The organism is Massilia sp. DWR3-1-1 (genome assembly GCF_049898325.1).
Classification (GTDB): domain Bacteria; phylum Pseudomonadota; class Gammaproteobacteria; order Burkholderiales; family Burkholderiaceae_D; genus JAFCUW01.
The window spans coordinates 1-3285 of sequence record NZ_JAFCXL010000054.1; the positions used below are offsets into that span (position 1 = coordinate 1).

Annotated in this window: 3 protein-coding genes; 2 read left to right on the top strand and 1 reads right to left on the bottom strand. The window is 57.8% G+C overall.

Annotation, left to right across the window (positions count from 1 at the left end):
• Positions 1–535 precede the first annotated feature (535 nt).
• Complete coding sequence (locus tag ACP7EY_RS23750) at positions 536–673, bottom strand: hypothetical protein (protein ID WP_426197722.1); 138 nt, start codon at positions 671–673, stop codon at positions 536–538.
• A 943-nt stretch (positions 674–1616) separates the two neighbouring features.
• On the opposite strand from ACP7EY_RS23750, the gene ACP7EY_RS23755 reads away from it, so the two are divergent.
• Positions 1617–1964, top strand: a complete 348-nt coding sequence (locus ACP7EY_RS23755; protein ID WP_426197723.1) for a hypothetical protein — start codon at positions 1617–1619, stop codon at positions 1962–1964.
• A gap of 811 nt (positions 1965–2775) precedes the next feature.
• Positions 2776–3102 (top strand): IS66 family insertion sequence element accessory protein TnpA, encoded by a 327-nt coding sequence (gene tnpA / locus ACP7EY_RS23760; RefSeq protein ID WP_426197724.1) that lies wholly within the window; start codon positions 2776–2778, stop codon positions 3100–3102.
• The last annotated feature ends 183 nt before the right edge of the window (positions 3103–3285 follow it).

Genomic DNA, 3285 nt, shown 5'->3' on the forward strand with positions numbered 1-3285 from the left:
CCCACACTCGCCGATGCATGAATTTAAGCACGACAGGGCAGCGCTGATCCGCTGCGGGCGGGATCAAGACCATAGCTTAAACTCAGGCAAAATTTGTCTTGACGGTGGGGTCCACTTTACTGGCAAGTCGATTAAAAGAGATTAAACAAGGATTAGCACTTTCTTGCTCCAGCGCCTGGCGGGCACTTCTTGCCGATCGCGGCCCCACCTTCGTAAGTCTGGTGGCCCAGTGCGATGAATGGCTGAAGCCTTCAGGAGTGGCGGCAATATGAAGTATAGGGTCGAGGTATGTTGGTCATTTGCCAGTTAATTTTAGTGACGCGGCCAGTTCGTCACGCAATCGATTAATCTCGGCGCTACATGTGTAGCGGCTCGCGTTTGAAACCAGCAGTGCTTGCATTTGACGCCGTTTTCGGCTCAAATTAACTGCAAATGACGGAGGGCCCACGCTCACGCTATCTGCAAATGAGGTTGCAATCGACGGTGCCGGCTTGCATTCCACTGCCGCCGGCTCACGCTAACTGCAAATGACTGCTCACATCGTCAAGCCAGCTGCCAGCATGCGCTCGCGGATCTCGGCAGTCTTGGCATTGAACTGCTCGGTCATGTCCTTGAGCCGGTAGCCGTGGTGCGCCAGCGTCGGCTCAAGGTCGTCGAGCTGGCGCGACAGCACCGTCTCTTCCGGTTGTGGGCAAGTTAGAGAACACCATCGGCGTCTTCGAATGCAATGACCAGTTCGCGCCGGCTGAGCTTCCCCGGTTGGTCGCAGATCGCGGGATTTCAGACATGGCGAGCTTTGTCTTCCTTTTCGCTAGGTATCAAACGAAGACCAGCTTGCTCCCAGCAATAACGAAGAAAAAACCAGGGTAAAGGTTACCGCCTAATCAAGCGCGTCATAGCCCGCTGTCATCAACGTGTCCATGTCACTCTTGTGAAGTCGCAAGACGGCTTCGGAGTGCCGTCGAATGCTAGCCGGCGCCGGCGCCGTCGACTGCAAGCACTTTTGCAGATAGCGTGGGCACGACCCTGCTGTCATTTGCAGTTAATCCGAGCCGAAAACGGCATCGAATGCGAGCATGGCCGTCTTCAAACGCGAGCCGCTACAGGTAGCAAGTCGGAGGTGACGTTCTCGCCACGCCTTCGTCGCATCCAGAACGACAACGGCGGCAGTTGCACCGACAGGGCGCTGCACACGGCTAGCAGTTCCTGATGTGTCAAGCCAAAGCGGCGGATTAGTTTCCCGGGCGGAAGCTGCCACACAGAAGCATGAAGCCCGTTCCGAGTGAAATGACGGGTCACATGCACCTCACTCGTTGGCCGACTTTCAATCTGCCGGTTTCCATTTGGGCTTCTCAACCGGCACTTTAGCTGGTCGCCCGTCAATCGCACTGCGTGGCACTACAGGCGCCCCCAGTGCGTTGAAGGGCAGTCCGGCCTGCTCGAGTCGCCGTATTCTCGATTCGCTGCACCCCAGAGCGGCGCGGATCTGCTGCCGGTTCAGTTCCCACATCACTATATCTCTCTCGCGATATCCTATCTTTGCACCACTATTTGAGTGTTACCAGGTTGCAGAATCGGTGCGCTTGAGCTGCCAGCCTATCGCAAAAGGACTCCAAATGTATGGACATTTCGCTTCAAACTCAGCGCAGATTCAATGCAATTTCAGTGCAGAATTTCTATCAACGTTCTGGGCAGGATGCTGGATGTATATCGCACGGCTCAATACATCCAGTTTTGTCGGCAATGCTTTGCCACCTCAGGGCTTCGCCCCGAGACCCTTACTTCTGGATGCCCGCGAGGTGTACGTGATCGGGGTGGCCGCAGTTATCGTAGGTGCGCGTGACATTCACGGCCTGTCAGACACTGTGCACTGCTGCATACTCAACTGCCCCAAGATGACTTTAATTTCATTTGCTGCTACCGCCGCCCGCCTCGATCTTAGCGAGAGCACTTGCGCCGCATGATTGGTCGCGGGGAATTCGTTGACGCTGTTCGGGTATCTCCAAACCGGATTGCCTTCGCGGCGGATGCCGTGAATACCTGGCTTGCTAACAGGCCCTCGCGTCTCGCCACCGCTGGCGATCGCCGCCATCCCGCGCCTTCTGGCGCGCCGACCACATACCTAAAGGAATTTTGATATGGGAATCTCCGCCGCCGCTGCCATCTTTGGCTCCCAACTCTATGCTGCGCACCAACAGAAGGCGGCCGCCGGCGATGCGCTGCAGGCGCAGAAGGAATCGGCCGCCGCCGCCGAGGCAAGCCGTCCGCAGGCTTCCCAAGCGCCGGGCGCGCGCGATTCAGGCGGACCAAGCCGGCGCCGGCCAAGCTGGCGCCGCACCTGGTGTCGCGTCCACTTTCCTCACAGGGGCGAGCGGTGTCGATCCCGCCTCCCTGAACTTGGGCAAAAGTACGCTCCTTGGGGGGTAAATGGGTATCGGAGCATCAGTGGCCGGCGCGGGGCTATCGGCCGGCAGCGCGTACGTGCAGGCTCAGGGCCAGCGATCGGCCGCGCAATACCAGGCATCCGTTGCACGGTCCAACGCCGTGCTGGCGGGCCATCAGGCATCTGACACCATCACTCAGGGGCAGGCCGCTGAGGGCAACCAGCGCCTCAAAACTGCTCAGCTCAAGGGCGCCCAGCGCGCGCAGCTAGCGGCCAACGGTGTAGACTTGGGCGAAGGGAGCGCAAACGATGGTAAGCGTCCAACCCAATCACCTATGATTTCGTGATCTTGTTGCCCACACTGCTTTCTTCGATGATGCGGGAGAAAAACGGTGGCGAGTGCGGAACAGGAAAAAGAGTGGCAGGAACGTGTCGCCCAATGGAGCGCGAGTGGCTTGTCCCAGCGCGCATTCGCGCTTGAGCACGGATTTACTCAAAAGCAGATCAGCAATTGGTCGCGGCGCGTGGCCGGTGTTCGTCCCGCGCAAGAGTTTGTTCCGGTGCGGGTGACGCCGGCGATTGCCGCGGACGCAGTGGGAACCGGCGTTGTTGAATTAATCGACGCCAGGCAAAAACGTCCCCAGTTTCGGTCCGTTTTTAGATTTTTACCGACACCGGCATACCGAAGCTGGTCATCGTGTTTAGTGCGGACGCACTGATCCACGGCGTTGTTGAATAATTCGACCTGTCGCCACAGGAGTGTACAATCTGGCATCATTTCTTTGGCGTTGTTGAATAATTCGACCGGTCGCCACAGGAGTGTACAATCTGGCATCATTTCTTCCTAGGTAAGCCCGTGCCGTACAAACACAGCGAAGAGCGTCGCCACAAATTCGAGAAGC

Coding starts and splice junctions, on each gene's coding strand:
- ACP7EY_RS23755 (WP_426197723.1), top strand. CDS start 1,617: ATGTATGGACATTTCGCTTCAAACTCAGCGCAGATTCAATGCAATTTC.